The 15,181-nt window shown below is 60.3% G+C and carries 16 protein-coding genes; 6 read left to right on the plus strand and 10 right to left on the minus strand.

What is annotated here, in order from left to right; genetic code table 11:
• Positions 1–60 precede the first annotated feature (60 nt).
• From gyrB to GGD53_RS05780, 5 genes are all read right to left on the minus strand, one after another.
• Positions 61–2,496 carry a DNA topoisomerase (ATP-hydrolyzing) subunit B gene (gene gyrB / locus GGD53_RS05760; protein WP_184454425.1) on the minus strand — a complete coding sequence of 812 codons (2,436 nt, stop codon included), beginning with the start codon at positions 2,494–2,496 and terminating at the stop codon, positions 61–63.
• 135 nt (positions 2,497–2,631) lie between these two features.
• Complete coding sequence (locus tag GGD53_RS05765) at positions 2,632–3,009, minus strand: helix-turn-helix domain-containing protein (protein WP_184454427.1); 378 nt, start codon at positions 3,007–3,009, stop codon at positions 2,632–2,634.
• Positions 3,006–3,575 carry a Smr/MutS family protein gene (locus GGD53_RS05770; protein ID WP_184454429.1) on the minus strand — a complete coding sequence of 190 codons (570 nt, stop codon included), beginning with the start codon at positions 3,573–3,575 and terminating at the stop codon, positions 3,006–3,008. Before GGD53_RS05770 ends, GGD53_RS05765 begins: the two co-directional genes overlap by 4 nt.
• The gene (gene mltA / locus GGD53_RS05775) at positions 3,575–4,696 is read right to left on the minus strand and encodes a murein transglycosylase A (RefSeq protein WP_184454431.1); all 1,122 of its coding nucleotides are present in this window, start codon (positions 4,694–4,696) and stop codon (positions 3,575–3,577) included. Before mltA ends, GGD53_RS05770 begins: the two co-directional genes overlap by 1 nt.
• On the minus strand, positions 4,689–5,393 hold the full coding sequence (locus tag GGD53_RS05780; RefSeq protein WP_184454433.1) for a Tim44/TimA family putative adaptor protein: 705 nt from the start codon (positions 5,391–5,393) through the stop codon (positions 4,689–4,691). The genes mltA and GGD53_RS05780 overlap by 8 nt, the downstream gene beginning before the upstream one ends.
• Positions 5,394–5,525: 132 nt before the next feature.
• Here GGD53_RS05780 and GGD53_RS05785 point away from each other — a divergent pair, with 132 nt between their 5' ends.
• Positions 5,526–6,032 (plus strand): FxsA family protein, encoded by a 507-nt coding sequence (locus GGD53_RS05785; protein WP_348647399.1) that lies wholly within the window; start codon positions 5,526–5,528, stop codon positions 6,030–6,032.
• 101 nt (positions 6,033–6,133) lie between these two features.
• Positions 6,134–6,616 (plus strand): protein-export chaperone SecB, encoded by a 483-nt coding sequence (gene secB / locus GGD53_RS05790; RefSeq protein ID WP_184454436.1) that lies wholly within the window; start codon positions 6,134–6,136, stop codon positions 6,614–6,616.
• 52 nt (positions 6,617–6,668) lie between these two features.
• On the opposite strand, the gene dnaQ is transcribed toward secB, so the two are convergent.
• From dnaQ to GGD53_RS05815, 5 genes are read right to left on the minus strand one after another with little or no spacing between them, the layout of a single operon-like run.
• Complete coding sequence (gene dnaQ, locus GGD53_RS05795; RefSeq protein WP_184454438.1) at positions 6,669–7,391, minus strand: DNA polymerase III subunit epsilon; 723 nt, start codon at positions 7,389–7,391, stop codon at positions 6,669–6,671.
• Positions 7,384–7,995 carry a dephospho-CoA kinase gene (coaE, locus tag GGD53_RS05800; protein WP_184454440.1) on the minus strand — a complete coding sequence of 204 codons (612 nt, stop codon included), beginning with the start codon at positions 7,993–7,995 and terminating at the stop codon, positions 7,384–7,386. The genes dnaQ and coaE overlap by 8 nt, the downstream gene beginning before the upstream one ends.
• Entirely contained in the window at positions 7,995–8,852 is an 858-nt protein-coding gene (locus GGD53_RS05805; protein ID WP_184454442.1) for a shikimate dehydrogenase, read from the minus strand. The genes coaE and GGD53_RS05805 overlap by 1 nt, the downstream gene beginning before the upstream one ends.
• The gene (locus GGD53_RS05810) at positions 8,845–9,444 is read right to left on the minus strand and encodes a Maf-like protein (RefSeq protein WP_184454444.1); all 600 of its coding nucleotides are present in this window, start codon (positions 9,442–9,444) and stop codon (positions 8,845–8,847) included. Before GGD53_RS05810 ends, GGD53_RS05805 begins: the two co-directional genes overlap by 8 nt.
• 31 nt (positions 9,445–9,475) lie before the next feature.
• The gene (locus GGD53_RS05815) at positions 9,476–10,297 is read right to left on the minus strand and encodes a pyruvate, water dikinase regulatory protein (protein WP_184454446.1); all 822 of its coding nucleotides are present in this window, start codon (positions 10,295–10,297) and stop codon (positions 9,476–9,478) included.
• A gap of 400 nt (positions 10,298–10,697) precedes the next feature.
• On the opposite strand from GGD53_RS05815, the gene hemE reads away from it, so the two are divergent.
• The 4 genes from hemE to mnmE all read left to right on the plus strand — a co-directional run bounded on the left by hemE (position 10,698) and on the right by mnmE (position 15,167).
• The gene (gene hemE / locus GGD53_RS05820) at positions 10,698–11,741 is read left to right on the plus strand and encodes a uroporphyrinogen decarboxylase (RefSeq protein ID WP_184454448.1); all 1,044 of its coding nucleotides are present in this window, start codon (positions 10,698–10,700) and stop codon (positions 11,739–11,741) included.
• Positions 11,738–12,280 carry a protoporphyrinogen oxidase HemJ gene (hemJ, locus tag GGD53_RS05825; RefSeq protein WP_184454450.1) on the plus strand — a complete coding sequence of 181 codons (543 nt, stop codon included), beginning with the start codon at positions 11,738–11,740 and terminating at the stop codon, positions 12,278–12,280. Before hemE ends, hemJ begins: the two co-directional genes overlap by 4 nt.
• Positions 12,281–12,480: 200 nt before the next feature.
• Positions 12,481–13,746, plus strand: coding sequence for a transcription termination factor Rho (rho, locus tag GGD53_RS05830; RefSeq protein WP_088391233.1), 1,266 nt, complete (start codon positions 12,481–12,483; stop codon positions 13,744–13,746).
• A gap of 101 nt (positions 13,747–13,847) precedes the next feature.
• The gene (gene mnmE / locus GGD53_RS05835; RefSeq protein WP_184454452.1) at positions 13,848–15,167 is read left to right on the plus strand and encodes a tRNA uridine-5-carboxymethylaminomethyl(34) synthesis GTPase MnmE; all 1,320 of its coding nucleotides are present in this window, start codon (positions 13,848–13,850) and stop codon (positions 15,165–15,167) included.
• Positions 15,168–15,181 lie beyond the last annotated feature (14 nt).

The raw sequence follows: 15,181 nt of genomic DNA on the forward strand, positions 1-15,181 counted from the left end.
CCAGACAAAGAAAGCCCCGCCATTCGAGGACCGGCGGGGCTTTTGTTGAAGAAATCTCGATCAGATATCGAGATTGGCGACGCTCAGCGCATTGTCCTGGATGAATTCACGCCGTGGCTCGACTTCGTCCCCCATCAGGCGGGCGAAGAGGCCATCGGCATCGGTGGCGTCGGCAACCTTGACCTGCAGCAGCGAACGGACATTCGGATCGAGCGTCGTTTCCCAGAGCTGCTCGGCATTCATCTCGCCGAGGCCCTTGTAGCGCTGCATGCTGAGACCCTTGCGGCCGCTGGCAAAGATCGCGTCGAGCAGGGCGCGCGGCCCTGAAATCTCGATGTCGCCTTCGCGCCGGTGCAGCGACGGCGGCGTCTGATAGATTTCCTTGAGGCGCGCGGTCAGCTGGTCGATGTGCCGGGCGTCGGAGGAGCCGATCAGCGCCATGTCGAGCACCACCACTTCCTTGACACCGCGAACCATGCGCTCAAGGCGCAGGCCGCCATCGCTCGCCAGGTCGCTCTGCCAGCCGCGTTCGGTCTCTTCGGCAATGATGTCGAGACGGCCTGCGACCTCGCTCGCCAATGCCTGCGCTCTTGCCTGATCGCTGACGAGCTCGGCATTGAGCGCGCCGGCGATCGCTGCCTGTTCGACGACGGCGCGATTGTAGCGCGAATGGAGATTGTCGAGCAAAGCGCGCATGCGCAGCGCATCGAGGATGACTTCGCGCAGGTCCTGCCCGGTGCGGACCTCGCCGCTGCCGAGCCTCAATGCCGCATCCTCCAGGCCTTGGGCGATGAGATATTCCTCGAGCGCCTTCTCGTCCTTCAGATACTGCACCGACTTGCCGCGTGCGACCTTATAGAGCGGCGGCTGGGCGATGTAGAGATGGCCGCGCTCGATCAGTTCCGGCATCTGGCGGAAGAAGAAGGTGAGCAGCAGGGTGCGGATATGGGCGCCGTCGACATCGGCGTCCGTCATGATGATGATCTTGTGATAGCGCAGCTTTTCGGCATTGAACTCATCCTTGCCGATGCCGGTGCCGAGCGCGGTGATCAGCGTGCCGATTTCCTGGCTGGAGAGCATCTTGTCGAAACGGGCGCGCTCGACGTTCAGGATTTTGCCGCGCAGCGGCAGGATCGCCTGGTTCTCACGCGACCGGCCCTGCTTGGCCGAGCCGCCGGCGGAATCGCCCTCGACCAGGAAAACTTCGGATTTGGCCGGGTCGCGCTCGGAGCAGTCGGCAAGCTTGCCGGGCAGCGAGGCGATATCGAGCGCGCCCTTGCGACGGGTCAGTTCACGAGCCTTGCGGGCCGCTTCGCGCGCAGCGGCGGCTTCGACGACCTTGCCGACGAGGATCTTGGCTTCGCTCGGATGCTCCTCGAACCAGGTGTTCAGCGCTTCGTTGACGAGGCTTTCGACGACAGGGCGGACTTCCGAGGAAACCAGCTTATCCTTGGTCTGCGACGAGAATTTCGGATCGGGCACCTTGACCGACAGCACCGCCGTCAGGCCTTCGCGGCAATCTTCGCCCTGCAGCGTCACCTTTTCCTTTTTGGTGATGCCGGAATTGTCGGCATAGGAAACCACCTGACGGGTCAAGGCCGCGCGGAAGCCGGCCATATGGGTGCCGCCGTCACGCTGGGGAATGTTGTTGGTGAAGCAGAGCACGTTCTCGTGATAGCTGTCGTTCCACCACATCGCCACTTCGACGGTGATGCCGTCCTTTTCGCCGCGGATGGCAACCGGCTTGTCGACGAGCGACTTCTTGGCACGGTCGAGATAGGCGACGAAAGCCTCGAGGCCGCCATCATAACGCAGCTCTTCCTGCTTGATATCGGAATGGCGCTTGTCGGTCAGCAGAATGCGGACGCCGGAGTTCAGGAAGGCGAGCTCGCGCAGGCGATGCTCCAGCGTGCCGTAGTCGAACTCCGTCATGGTGAAGGTTTCGCTGCTCGGCATGAAGCTCACTTCCGTGCCGGTCTCATCGGGCGCGTCGCCGGTGACCTTCAGCGGCGCATCGGCCACGCCGTGGGTGAAGCTCATTTCGTGGATCCTGCCCTGGCGGCGGATCTTCAGCTTCAGCCAGACGGAGAGCGCGTTGACGACGGAAACGCCGACGCCGTGGAGACCGCCCGAGACCTTGTAGGAGTTCTGGTCGAATTTGCCGCCGGCATGCAGCTGCGTCATGATGACTTCGGCTGCCGAGACGCCTTCGCCGCTATGGATGTCGGTCGGGATACCGCGGCCGTTATCGGTGACCGTCACCGAGCCATCCGGGTTAAGAGTGACGGTGACGATGTCGGCATGGCCGGCCAGCGCTTCGTCGATCGCGTTGTCGACGACTTCGTAGACCATGTGATGCAGGCCGGAGCCGTCGTCGGTGTCGCCGATATACATGCCGGGGCGCTTGCGCACAGCGTCGAGGCCCTTCAGGACCTTGATGGAATCTGCGCCATATTCGGTGCTTACGCCGTTTTCCGTCGCGGATGTATCGCTCATTCTGTCGAGATTTTCCCTGTTGTCGTAAAGCGGCGGCGCGCCCTGCGAATCACCGGCTTTCTTCACCTTCGTATATAGGTTTTTTGAGCCCGGTTCCCAATGGCAAGTCCCCTGAACCAGCCATAAAACAGGGGATTATGACGCTTTTCCGTCGCCTTTGCCGCCATTTTCGAGAACAGCCGATAACCGGGCGATCTCAGCACTGTCAAGCTTACGGATCCGCCGGGCCAGCCGGTTGGCGAAATCGGTATATTCCGGCGGCAGGCCTGACGTGTCGATGACGACGCGGGGGTCGGAGGAACGGGCAAGCAGAAACAGTTCCTCGGCCTCATCCCAGATGATGTTGAAATAGCCGGCGATGCGCTGCAGCAGGTCGAATGTCGGCAGGCCGCGCTTGCCATGTTCGAGCGCCGAGAGATAGGCGGGAGAGACGTTCAGCGCTGCGGCCATCTCCTTCTGCGAGACGCCTTTGCGGGCTCTCAGCCTGCGAACCGCCTCTCCGAAGGGCGTCATGACTTTTCCCCATGCCGCCGCGACAGACGAATATAGAGCGCGCCCTCACCGCCATGATGCTGTGCGGCCGGCTCATAGGAGGAGATCAGGTAGCGGAATTCGGGCTTCGAGAACCACAGGGGGACGGCCCGCTTCAATGCACCTTTGCTGCCCAGCGAGCTGCCCTTGCCGGTGATGACAAGCACGTGGCGCATGCCGCGCTCATGGGCGCGGATTAAAAAATCGAGAAGAATGACATGGGCCTCGCTCTGCACCAGTCCATGCAGGTCGATGCGCGCCTCGAGCGCCAGCCGGCCTTTGGCGATCTTGCGCTTGACCGGCCGTTCCAGCGGATGGTGCACCTTGGCCGGCTGCCTCGGTGTCGACGGTGGGGCCGGCTGTGCCGCCGTCGGCGAAACGGAGGCCTGCTTTTCGGCTCTCTGCCGTTCTGCCGCCGCTTCCGTTTCGACGAGAAAGGCATCGAGTTCGCTAAGCTCACCGGCCTTGCCCGGCATCGGCCGCGTGCTGCGGGCAACCTTGCCCCACAGGATCCTCTCATCGGCGCTGAGCTTGCGATCCCTGGCCATCAGTCGAATCGTCCGGCGGCAGCTTTGGGGATGAGGATGACGAAATCGGCATCGTTGCGGACGGTGCCGGCGCGCTCTCCGGCCAAGTCCCCCGAACCGGTGAAGATATCGCCGCGCGCCGGCCCGACGATCGCCGAGCCGGTATCGAGCGCCAGCATCAGCCGGCGGAAGGGGCGACCGTGATCAAGATGGGTGAGGCTGTCGGCGCGGATGAAAAAGGGGAAGCCGAAGGTATGGATCATCCGGTCGACCGCGAGCGAGCGCCCGGGGAGAAGCGGCACCTTGGCGGCGGCGATCGGACCGGCCTCAGGATCGGCAACCGCCGCTTCCCGGAAGAAAATATAGGAGCGGTTGTGCCATAGCACCTTGTCCACCCGCTCGGGATTGCGGGCCAGCCAGGCGCGGATCGACTGCATGGAAATCTCGGCGCGGTCGATCTCCCCGCGCTCGATCAAGAGCTTGCCGATCGCCGAGAAGGGATGGCCGGCCTTCGCCGCATAGGTGATGCGGCCGATTCGGCCGTCGCGATGGCGCAGGCGCGCGGCACCCTGCACATGTACAAAGAAGACATCGACCTTCGATTTCGCCCAGGCGATTTCCAGGCCGCGACCGGCGAGAAAGCCCTGATCGATCTCGCGGCGATCCGGATAAGCGCCAATGCGGCCGTCATCATGCAAGCGGCCGAAAACATAGGATCCATCCAATTCGGCGGGGCGATTGCCGTCATCGAGATCGATCAGATCGTTCGGGCGACTGTAGAAGGGAAAACGGAAGAGCTCGTTTGGCCGATCCGATACCTCGACCTCCGGCTCGTAAAAGGCGGTGACGAAACCGGACTTGCCGTCCTGGCGGCGGATCAGAAATGGCCGGCAACGCGTCTCGAAAAAGGCGCGCGCCACTGCGGGCGACGACGGGGTAAAATTTTCAGCGTCCACAAGAAGCGGAAGCAGATCCTCCGCGCTCAGGCCAAGCGAGCCGGTGCGATAGGATTTGACGTCGGTGATCTGCCGGCGGCAGCGTCGCATCACTTCAAAAAGGCTGGAGGGATCATCATCCTTCCAGCCTTCCAGATTATCAAAGCTGATGGCCTGCAGGACGAAGTCCGATGCCTGATCACTCATGTTCCGATTCGGTCGCCACAAGTTTCCAGTTCGGATCGCGCGAACGGGTGTCGCGGGCGAAGGTCCAGAGATCGTTGACCTCGGCGACGTTCTCGGCGTCCCCTTCAATCAGCGCATCCGCCTTGTCATAGGTTGCCGATATCAGCTGGCTGACGATGCGCACAGTGATCTGCGCTTCGCTGCCCTTCGTCTCGGCATGGGTGATCTCGGCCTTGTCGATACCGACGAAGGTGGACTTGACCTTGTCGCCCCGGGCCTCGCGCTCGGCGATCGCCGCCTCGAAGCCGTCATAGACCTCGCGGGACAAAAGGCTCTTCAGCGTTTTGCGGTCGCCGTCGGCAAAGGCCATGACGACCATTTCGTAGGCCATGCGGGCGCCGTTCAGAAACTCCTTCGGGCTGAAGGAAGGATCGGCCTTGTTGAGCGCGCGCAGCGATTCATTCAGCGGTGTCCCCGGTGCGGCAAAGGCGTCGATGGCGGAGAAGCGATCCTCATCATCGGCCGTCGCATCACGGCGCGGCAGGGTCACGACCTTACCAGCATCAGCGGCTTCGGGCGGAGCCGCATCTCGCGGGCTATAGAGATCGCGCGGCGGCTTCTCATTTCCTGTGCGGCGCCCGAGCACGGAGCGAAGCTGAAAGAAGATCAGCACCGCCGCCACCAGGAAGAATAATGTGATGAAGTCGTTCGAACTCATGTCGTATCGCAACCGCCGTTAACATCTCTGATTTGTACTCCCATATAGTCCGCCTATACAGATGATTCAAATCATGGCTGGCATCTTCGCCAGCGCCACGAGGAGACCGGCAAAACCCGGGACATGATCACCATGCGTTTTTCAATTCTGCCGGCTTTCATACTGTTGCTGCCGCTTGGCGAAATTGCCGGCTTCGTCGTCGTCGGCCGGGCGATCGGCCTGGCGCTGACCCTTGCGCTCGTCATGGCGAGCTTCGCTCTCGGCGTGGTCCTGCTGCGCCGGCAAGGGATCGGTATCCTGCGCCGGATGTCGAGCGAAGGACGGAACGGCGTGATGCCCGGACGCGATCTGCTGAGGCCGGCGATGACGGTCATTGCCGCGCTGCTCCTGATCATTCCCGGTTTCCTCACGGATATCATCGCCATCCTCATTCTCATTCCGCCGGTGCGCGATTTCGTCTGGCGGTCGATCGCCAAACGCTTTGTCGTCGTCAACGCCAAAGGCGGCTTTTCCGACCGCCCGAAAGCCGATTTCCGCGATCGCAACCCGAATTCAAAGGTGGTCGATCTGGACGAGGAGGACTATCATAGGGAACCGGACCGGAACTCGCCATGGTCCGGCAAACATCTCGGTGACTGAGGTCTTGCCGGCGATCGGGTGCGGCTTGCGCCCAGGGTTGTAAGGCCCTCCCCGAAATGTTAGATGGCGGCACCATTCCCATGCCCTTCGAGGAAAAGCCAATGGCAGACGATACCAACAGCAACGGTGCGACGAACCCCACTCTTTCGATCCTTGCGCAATATACCAAGGACCTCTCCTTCGAAAATCCGGGTGCGCCGCGTTCGCTGCAGGCCCGCGACAAGGCTCCGACGATCAACATCAATGTGAACGTCAACGCCAACCCGCTTTCCGACACGGATTTCGATGTCGTGCTGTCGCTGAATGCCGAAGCCAAGGACGGCGACAAGACGGTGTTCCATACGGAACTCGTCTATGGCGGCGTCTTCCGCGTCGCCGGTTTCCCGCAGGAGCACATGCTGCCGGTTCTCTTCATCGAGTGCCCGCGTATGCTCTTCCCCTTCGCCCGTCAGATCATCGCCGACGTGACCCGCAATGGCGGTTTCCCGCCGCTGATGATCGACCCGATCGACTTCACGCAGATGTTCGCTCAGCGCGTTGCCGAAGAACAGGCCCGCGCCAAGGTTCAGGCCGTTCCGAACTGATCGAATTCTTTTGATTCTGACATGCGGATGCCCGGGCCGGTCCCGGGCATTTTCAATTCGGGCTGGCGTATTTCGCCCAGATGCCCTTTTCGCCGAGTTTGGCGACCAGCGCCTCATGCGCCTGCGCTTCAGACTGGCTGAGGCGGGAGCCAAGCGGACGAGGGCGTTCGAGCGTCGCTGCAAACGCCATATCGTCTTCCATCGCCATGTCACCGCGGGCCGCCTGGCCGGGTTGACCCGATATGCTCAGGCCGAACGCTGCCTGTCTGCCGCCGATCATCTCGATATAAACTTCGGCCAATAGTTCGGAGTCGAGCAGCGCGCCGTGTTTGGTACGATGCGAGTTGTCGATGCCGTAACGCCGGCAGAGCGCGTCGAGCGAATTCGGTCCCATCGGGTGCTTGCGCCGCGCCATCGACAGCGTATCGATGACCTTGTCCGGCAGGATTGGCGGCAAACCGATGCGCGCGAATTCGGCGTTGATAAAGCCCATATCGAAGGTCGCGTTATGAGCGATCCACTTGCCGTCGCCGAAGAAGGCGAGGATTTCGTCGGCAACCGCGGCGAAAGGCTTTTTGTCCTTCAGGAATTCATCGGTAATGCCGTGTACCGCGAGCGCATCCGGATGGACCTTCTGGTCTCCCGGGTTGATGTAGATATGCAGCGTGTTGCCGGTCGGAAAATGGTTGAAGAGTTCGATGCCGCCGATTTCGATGATACGGTCGGCGCGGTTATCGAGGCCGGTAGTTTCCGTATCGAAGATGATCTCACGCATTCCGGAAATCTCCCTTGGCAATCCGCTTCTTCAGCTCGGCGATGATCTCAAGCACCTGCGTCCTCGTCTCGGCAATGCTGTGGCTGGTGTCGACCAGATAATCGGCGCGGCGTCGTTTTTCCGCATCCGGCGTCTGGCGAGAGAGAATCATGTCGAATTTTTCCTCGGTCATGTCGTCGCGCGCAAGCACCCTCTGACGCTGAATCTGTGGATCGGTGCTGACGACGACGATCACATCCACTCTTTCCCAGGCGCCGGTTTCGAAGAGCAGCGGAATATCGAGCAGAACCATTTCAGCGCCGTCTGCCTGCTGTCGCGCCAGAAATTCCATTTCCCGTTTGCGAACCAGCGGATGGACGATCGCTTCGAGGCGTTTAAAGCCTTCGGGATCAAGCGTGAGCTGGCGGCCCAGCTCATGCCGGTCGACTGCTCCATCCTTCATCGTGCCGGGAAAAGCGGCATTCACCAGCGGCGCTGCCTCGCCGGCGTAGAGGTCATGGACAACGGCGTCGGAGTCGTTCAAGGGAATTCCGGCTTCGGCAAAGAGTTTGCCGACCGTCGATTTTCCCATTCCGATTGAGCCGGTGAGTCCGATCTTCAGCATCAGTGGACTTCCATGTCAGCAACGATCAGAGCGCGCAACGCCGCGTCGACAACGGGGCGCTTGCCGAACCATTTTTCGAAACCGGGAACAGCCTGGTGCAGCAGCATGCCGAGACCATCGACGATCGGCCGTCCCTGCTGTTCCGCCTGCCTCAAGATCGGTGTCTTCAAGGGGACGTAGACGATATCGGTGACGACGGCATCCGCTGCAAGCGGCGCAAAATCGATCAACGGCGCCGCTTCGCCATCCATGCCGAGCGAGGTCGTGTTGATGAAGAGGCCGGCGCCATGCATGACTTCGGCAAGCGCGCCCACCGGATGGGCTCGAACTCTCGGACCGAAGCGATCGGCCAGTTCTCGTGCGCGTTCGACAGTGCGGTTGACGACGTGGATTTCCTTAAAGCCACGATCGCGGACCGCCTGAATGATCGCCCGGCTTGCGCCGCCGGCACCGAAGACCACGGCCGTATCATGACGGTCCCAGCCGGGATGGCGCTCGTCGAGATTGGCGGTGAAGCCGCGGCCGTCGGTATTGGTGGCATGCAGGAGGCCATCCTCCAACCAGAGCGTATTCGAGGCGCCGAGCTCATGCGCCAGATCGTCCGGCTTGTCGGCGAGCCGGAAGGCAAGTTCCTTGTGGGGGATGGTGACATTGCCTCCGATAAAACCGGAACTGCCGTCCTTCAGCGAGGCAATGAAATCGGGAAAGACATCGGGCGCCACCTCGTGGGCGCGGTAGCTGCCCGGCAGGCCAAGCGTCTTCAACCAGTATCCATGGATCAGCGGCGAGCGCGAATGCCTGATGGGAAAGCCCGTGACAAATGCATTCGGCCCCAGTGTTTCACGTGAATCATCCATCAATCGCCCCCAATTCTCGCAATTTTCCCAGGAGCGGCAGCATCGGCAGCCCGAGTATGGTGAAATAGTCGCCCTCGATCTTCTCGAAGAGTTGAACGCCCTCGCCTTCCAGCTGGTAGGCGCCGACGCTGGAGAGCGCCCGGTCACCCACCCGCACCAGGTGCCTGGCGATGAAATCTTCCGTCAAGGGTCGCATCGTCAGTTCGGCATGGCCGACATGCTCCCACAGGACGGCGCCGTCGTGGACGATCGCGATGGCGCTGTTCAGCCGGTGGGTCGTGCCCGACAGGGCGCGAAGGTGGTTCGCTGCATCGGCCAGATCCTTCGGTTTGTGAAAAACGCGGTCGCCGAGCGACATCGTCTGATCCGAACCGATGACGAGACCCTCGGGAAAACGGGCGCTGACATCTTCGGCCTTAGCCTTGGCCAGGATGCAGGCGACGGTATCCGGCTTCGCACCGGCTTTTTCCAGCGGCGCCTCAACCGCCCTTTCGTCGATCTCTGCGGGATGTGCCTCAAAGGAGAGACCGGCATTTTCCATCAGCATCCGCCGAAAAGGGCTCGACGATGCAAGGATGAGTTTCGGTGTCATGGATTCTCCACTCCCGGCTTTTCGTCAGCGCTTAGCGCAGCTTCGGGCGGAGGGCAACAATGGCAGCCGCCGTTTCCTCGATCGAGCGGCGAGTAACATCGATCAGCGGCCATCCGTGGCGAGCGCAGAGGGAGCGGGCATATTTCAGCTCCTCGGAGATCGTGGCTCGATCGGTATAGTGCTCGCGGTCGAAACCTTGGGTCGTCCCGAGCACACGATTTTCTCGGACCTGGGAAATCCGGTCGGTAGTGGCGATCAGGCAGACGATCAGCGGTTTTGTTGCCGCGAGCAGGTTCTCCGGCAAGGGTACGCCGTAGACGATCGGGATGTTCGCCGTCTTGATGCCGCGATTGGCGAGATAGATGCTGGTCGGCGTCTTCGATGTCCGGCTGATGCCGATGATGACGACATCGGCATCGTTGTAATCATCCGGCATCTGGCCGTCGTCATGATCCATGGTGAAGTTCAACGCCTCGATGCGGGCGAAGTAACCGGCATTCATCACATGCTGGGCTCCGACACGGCGGCGGGACGGGGCGCCAAGATAGATCTGGAACGCATTCATGACCGGCTCAAGCACGTTGACCGAGGCGACACCCATCTCGACGCAGCGCTCGTCGATCAGGTTCGCCAGATCGCGGTCGACAATGGTGTAGAGCACGATCCCGGGCGCATCATCGATCGCCTGCAGAACCGGCAGCAGCTGTTTGCGATTGCGGATCAGCGGATAGACATGCTCGATCGGCTGAGCGGATCTGAACTGCGCCGAAGCGGCGCGGCCGGCGGAGATGAGAGTCTCTCCGGTCGAGTCAGAAATCAGGTGCAGATGAAAGAAGTTCGTTCTGTTCTCCACGTTATTTTCCGCTGCCTGTTGAAAAGACTGGATGATGGAGAGCTAAGGCGGCGAGGCTGCCTCGGGCAAGGGAAAACATGCCTGCTTATCCACATTTCGAATTTTCCGGACGGGTTTCGACCGCTCCTGTGGAGGCTGGGGATGAAATCGGCTTGTCGTCCACCAGCCCACAGCCTATCCACAGGCACGAAAAAACGCGTCCCCCGGCAAGGATCTGGAATCGCTTTCGGATTCGGATTCTCCCCGGAATTTGACAGGAACGGAGAAATTCTTTCGAGTTCCTCTTCGAACACGCGACAAATGGCATCGGCGGTGGATAGATTTTAATCCTTGATAGACACCGACTCTAAGAAATAGAAACCTTTTAAAATATCTTTGATTTTTTATAGGGAAGACGCGCTTGAGCGATAGGCGGCGAAAGATCATGAGGGTTCTCGACGGCGAAAGCGTCTTCCCTCCTCCTCTCTGGCTGATGAGACAGGCAGGACGCTATCTGCCGGAATACAGGGAGACCCGGGCAAAGGCCGGAAGCTTCCTCGATCTCTGCTACACGCCCGATCACGCCGTTGAAGTGACGTTGCAGCCGATCCGCCGCTACGGCTTCGATGCAGCGATCCTGTTTTCCGACATTCTTGTCATTCCCGACGCGATGAAGCGGAATGTTCGTTTCACTGAAGGCCATGGACCGGAGATGGATCCGATCGATGAAGCGGGCATCGGCAGATTGAACGGCGACGACGTTGTCGATTATCTCGGACCGGTTCTGGAAACGGTTCGGCGGTTGCGGCAGGAATTGCCTGAAGAGACGACTCTGCTCGGTTTCTGCGGCGCGCCTTGGACGGTTGCGACCTATATGATCGCCGGCCACGGCACCCCGGATCAGGCCCCTGCCCGTCTCTTCGCCTACAAACATCCTCGCGCCTTCGAGCATCTGCTGATGCTGCTTGCCGACGTTTCTGCCGATTATCTGGTGGCGCAGATCGACGCCGGCGCCGATGCCGTGCAGATCTTCGATTCCTGGGCGGGTGTTCTCGGCGAGAAAGAGTTCGACGCCTTCGCCGTCAAGCCGGTTGCACGGATGATCGCTTCGATCAAAGCGCGGCGGCCGCAGGCGCGCATCATCGCCTTCGCCAAGGGTGCAGGCTACCAGCTGAAAACCTATCGTCAGAAGACCGGAGCGGATGCGATCGGTCTCGACTGGACCGTCCCGTTGGCCTTTGCCGCCGAACTTCAGAAGGATGGTCCGGTTCAGGGCAATCTCGATCCGATGCGCGTCGTTGCCGGCGGCCGAGCACTGGAAGAGGGTATCGACGATATTCTGCATCATCTCGGCAATGGACCGCTGATCTTCAATCTCGGCCACGGCATCACGCCGCAAGCCGATCCCGAGCATGTGCGTTTGCTGGTCGAGCGCGTGCGGGGCTCACGGATGCCACAGGCATGACGATGGAAAAGCAGACGGATCGCAGAGCCGGCGCTTACGCCCGGCGCCGCGCGCATTTTGCGCTCGTCTTCTTCGCGCTGATGGCAGTTGGGCTTTTCGCCTGGAATCCCGACAACCTCTATCTCTGGATCAAAGCGCTTCATATCATCGCGGTCATCTCCTGGATGGCAGGGCTGTTCTATATGCCGCGGTTGTTCATCTATCATACCGACGCCGAACCAGGCTCGGTGCAGTCGGAAACCTTCAAGGTGATGGAGCGCCGGCTGCTTCGCCTCATCATGACGCCGGCGATGATGCTGACCTGGATCTTCGGTCTCTATCTCGCCTGGTCGGTCTACGGGTTCCAGGGCGGCTGGCTGCATGCAAAGATCGGCCTGGTGGCGCTGCTGACCGCGATCCATATGTTCTTCAGCAGCGCCGTGGGCGCGTTCGAGCGGGACGAAAACCGCCGTTCTGCGCGCTACTGGCGGTTCATGAACGAGGCGCCGACAGTGCTGATGATCGCGATCGTGATCCTCGTGGTGGTGAAGCCATTCTGAGGAGAAATCCTCCCTCAGGTTAAATTTGCTTCATTTTAAGCAGCCCCCTTGCGGCGGCGATAACGAGTCGCTATTTTCCGCGCATCTCATCTACGTGGCATGTGTGTAGATTTCAGTCGTCTGCGAGCCCCTTTCGCAGTACCGAATACGACCCAACATCGCCTTTCCCCTTCGAAATTGAAAAGAGTATTGGTCACTTCATGGCTGAAATGAAGCTTCAGGAACTTAAGAGCAAATCCCCGACGGATCTTCTGGCTTTCGCCGAATCGCTCGAGGTCGAGAATGCAAGCACGATGCGCAAGCAGGAGCTGATGTTTGCGATCCTCAAAATGCTTGCCAGCCAGGATGTGGAAATCATCGGTGAAGGGGTCGTCGAGGTGCTGCAGGACGGTTTCGGCTTCCTGCGCTCGGCGAATGCAAACTACCTGCCTGGTCCCGACGACATCTACATCTCGCCGTCGCAGATCCGCCGTTTCTCGCTGAAAACCGGCGACACGGTCGAGGGACCGATCCGCGGGCCAAAGGAAGGCGAGCGTTATTTCGCGCTGCTCAAGGTCAACACCATCAATTTCGACGATCCGGAAAAGATTCGTCACAAGGTACATTTTGACAACCTGACGCCGCTCTATCCGAATGAGCGCTTCAAGATGGAACTCGAGATCCCGACCTCCAAGGATCTGTCGCCGCGTGTGATCGACCTGGTGGCGCCGCTTGGCAAGGGCCAACGCGGACTGATCGTCGCGCCGCCGCGCACCGGTAAGACCGTGCTTCTCCAGAACATCGCGCATTCGATCACGGCCAATCATCCGGAATGTTACCTCATCGTCCTCCTGATCGACGAGCGTCCCGAGGAAGTGACCGACATGCAGCGCTCGGTTCGCGGCGAGGTTATCTCCTCGACCTTTGACGAGCCGGCAGTGCGTCACGTCCAGGTGGCCGAAATGGTCATTGAAAAAGCAAAGCGTCTGGTCGAGCACGGGCGCGACGTCGTCATCCTGCTCGATTCGATTACGCGCCTCGGCCGCGCCTATAACACGGTCGTTCCCTCCTCCGGCAAGGTTCTGACGGGCGGCGTCGATGCCAACGCGCTGCAGCGGCCGAAGCGCTTCTTCGGCGCCGCGCGCAACATCGAGGAAGGCGGTTCTCTGACGATCATCGCGACCGCGTTGATCGATACCGGCAGCCGCATGGACGAAGTCATCTTTGAAGAATTCAAGGGTACCGGCAACTCCGAAATCGTCCTTGACCGCAAGGTTGCCGACAAGCGCATCTTCCCGGCGATGGACATTCTGAAGTCCGGCACACGCAAGGAAGACCTTCTTGTTCCACGCCAGGACCTGCAGAAGATCTTCGTTCTGCGTCGTATTCTCGCGCCGATGGGTACCACCGATGCGATCGAATTCCTGATCGATAAACTCAAACAGACGAAGAACAATTCGGACTTCTTCGAGTCGATGAACACCTGATCCTTAGCCGGATTCCTCCTATAAGAGCTGGCGCATCGTCTCGATGTCGCCAGCTTTTTGTTTAAGGGAATCGATACGGACTCGAACTGAAAACCGGACGCATGGCCCTGTTGAATGATACCATCTATGCGCTTTCGAGCGGCGCTCCGCCCGCAGGTGTTTCGGTCGTCCGCATCAGCGGTCCGCTGACCAGAGATATATTGATCCGGCTGGCGGGGTCGGCACCGGCTGCCCGAACGGCTTCCTACCGAACGATTCGGACTCGTAACAACCAACCGATCGACAACGGCTTAGTGCTATTTTTCCCCGCCCCATACTCCTTTACCGGCGAGGATGTGGCCGAGTTGCAGGTCCACGGCAGTAAGGCCGTGCTGGCAGCATTGTTCTCCGAACTTGGCGATATCCCAGGTGTTCGTATGGCCAATGAGGGCGAGTTTTCGAGGCGGGCCTTCGAAAACGGCAAGCTTGATCTTGTCGAGATCGAGGGGCTCGCCGACCTGATCGGCGCCGAAACCGAAATGCAGCGCCGTCTTGCCGTGGAGCAGAGTGCCGGCGGTGTCTCGGCAATTTACGATTCGTGGGCGGAACGATTAACCCGGGCTCGGGCCTTGATCGAGGCGGAGCTTGATTTTCCCGACGAAGACGACGTTCCGGGCTCCGTCTCGGATATGGTCTGGACCGACATGACGCGGCTTCGCGACGATATCGGCCTTCATCTCAAAGCGTCCTCGGCGGGCGAAATCATCAGGGACGGCTTTAAAGTGGTGATCGCCGGCGCTCCGAATGCCGGAAAATCGAGCCTGCTGAACGCTCTGGCCCGGCGTGACGTCGCAATCGTCACCGACATTGCCGGAACGACCCGTGATGTGCTGCAGGTTGATCTCGATATTGACGGTTATCTTGTCAAACTCTATGACACCGCCGGTCTGCGCCAGGCGGACGACCGGGTGGAAATGGAGGGCGTGCGGCGCGCGCATGTTGCGCTTCGTGATGCCGATCTTGCGCTGCTGCTGGTCGACATGAGCAATCCGACGATCCCCGGTGACTTGGAGCAGACTTTGCCCCATGTTACTGTCGGAACGAAGAAGGATCTCGTTGAGACTGGTTCGGATCGCTATGACCTGAAGATTTCGACGCTGACCGGTGACGGTCTGTCGGAGTTGCGTCAGCTGATCGGGCGCGTTGTCGCCGAGCGTTTCAGTGGCCTGTCTCTGGCCATCCCCAGCCGACAGCGGCATAAGGATTCGCTGACGAAATGTTTGGCAGCGCTCGACGCGGCAATCTTGGAGATTGACGCAGATCTTGAACTGCGCACCGAGCACCTTCGGCTTGCGGCTGAATACCTGGGGAGAATTACCGGGCGGGTGGACGTCGAACAGTTGCTCGACGTGATCTTCTCGGAGTTTTGCATCGGCAAGTGATTCACGTGAAACCT

Source organism: Rhizobium aethiopicum (assembly GCF_014197535.1).
In the GTDB taxonomy this organism is placed as follows: Bacteria; Pseudomonadota; Alphaproteobacteria; order Rhizobiales; family Rhizobiaceae; genus Rhizobium; species Rhizobium aethiopicum_A.

Bases quoted from the DNA above. Each gene is read 5' to 3' on its own strand.
- gyrB (WP_184454425.1), bottom strand. From the start codon at position 2,496: ATGAGCGATACATCCGCGACGGAAAACGGCGTAAGCACCGAATATGGC.
- GGD53_RS05765 (WP_184454427.1), bottom strand. From the start codon at position 3,009: ATGACGCCCTTCGGAGAGGCGGTTCGCAGGCTGAGAGCCCGCAAAGGC.
- GGD53_RS05770 (WP_184454429.1), bottom strand. From the start codon at position 3,575: ATGGCCAGGGATCGCAAGCTCAGCGCCGATGAGAGGATCCTGTGGGGC.
- mltA (WP_184454431.1), bottom strand. From the start codon at position 4,696: ATGAGTGATCAGGCATCGGACTTCGTCCTGCAGGCCATCAGCTTTGAT.
- GGD53_RS05780 (WP_184454433.1), bottom strand. From the start codon at position 5,393: ATGAGTTCGAACGACTTCATCACATTATTCTTCCTGGTGGCGGCGGTG.
- GGD53_RS05785 (WP_348647399.1), top strand. From the start codon at position 5,526: ATGCGTTTTTCAATTCTGCCGGCTTTCATACTGTTGCTGCCGCTTGGC.
- secB (WP_184454436.1), top strand. From the start codon at position 6,134: ATGGCAGACGATACCAACAGCAACGGTGCGACGAACCCCACTCTTTCG.
- dnaQ (WP_184454438.1), bottom strand. From the start codon at position 7,391: ATGCGTGAGATCATCTTCGATACGGAAACTACCGGCCTCGATAACCGC.
- coaE (WP_184454440.1), bottom strand. From the start codon at position 7,995: ATGCTGAAGATCGGACTCACCGGCTCAATCGGAATGGGAAAATCGACG.
- GGD53_RS05805 (WP_184454442.1), bottom strand. From the start codon at position 8,852: ATGGATGATTCACGTGAAACACTGGGGCCGAATGCATTTGTCACGGGC.
- GGD53_RS05810 (WP_184454444.1), bottom strand. From the start codon at position 9,444: ATGACACCGAAACTCATCCTTGCATCGTCGAGCCCTTTTCGGCGGATG.
- hemJ (WP_184454450.1), top strand. From the start codon at position 11,738: ATGACGATGGAAAAGCAGACGGATCGCAGAGCCGGCGCTTACGCCCGG.
- rho (WP_088391233.1), top strand. From the start codon at position 12,481: ATGGCTGAAATGAAGCTTCAGGAACTTAAGAGCAAATCCCCGACGGAT.
- mnmE (WP_184454452.1), top strand. From the start codon at position 13,848: ATGGCCCTGTTGAATGATACCATCTATGCGCTTTCGAGCGGCGCTCCG.